This is a genomic window from Vibrio sp. YT-19(2023) (assembly GCF_033337395.1).
Map to the genome: position 1 here is coordinate 1 of NZ_JAWOQN010000629.1, position 647 is coordinate 647.

Annotated in this window: 1 protein-coding gene; it reads left to right on the forward strand. The window is 39.4% G+C overall.

Features of this window, described 5'->3' with window-relative positions; translation table 11 throughout:
- On the forward strand, window positions 1-321 hold a 321-nt coding region (locus R7E78_RS27550; RefSeq protein ID WP_318058807.1), incomplete at its 5' end, for a LysR substrate-binding domain-containing protein.
- Window positions 322-647: the final 326 nt, after the last annotated feature.

A 647-nucleotide genomic window follows, 5' to 3' on the forward strand; every position in this document is an offset into this window, starting at 1 on the left:
CCCGATGCCGAGCACTATATGACGTTGTTTTTTGACCAATGTGCAGAGCCACAATTAAAAGAGACAAAAATGAGTGACATGCCGCTTTCGGGCTTCGTCAATCAATTAAGCCAAATATTATTGCCAGTTAGCAAAGGATTGGGATTTACGGTGTTGCCTCAAAGTGCAGTAGAAAGCTTTCCAAATAGAGAAGAATTGCACGTCGCGCAACTAAAACAAACCGTTTATGAAGATTTGTATTTAGTCAAAAAACGGGGGCGCACATTACCGCTGCGCTATACCACAATAAAAGAGGTGTTATCAGGCATCATTGGGAAATAAGCGTCTTTCGTAAAGAAAGTGGGGGGGACATTGGTTAAGACCACCTTTTGTATAAGTTTCGTAAAATTTATAGTGGCTAAAAAATCTTTTCTGTTGTGATTTTTGTTCCAATAACGCCAATATGCATGGCCTTGCGCAAGTAAATCCGGGCGTTTTTTGCGCGAATTTCAAACTCAATGCCCATGATTTTTTCACTGGTTTTATTCGCTAAACTATTGACACACAATCACTGTAAGGCGCGATAAATCGACAAATAATTTTTGTCGTAACGAATGCTTTTTTTCGTTTTAAACTTGTAACAAAAAAACCTAAGGTGCGCACCTCTG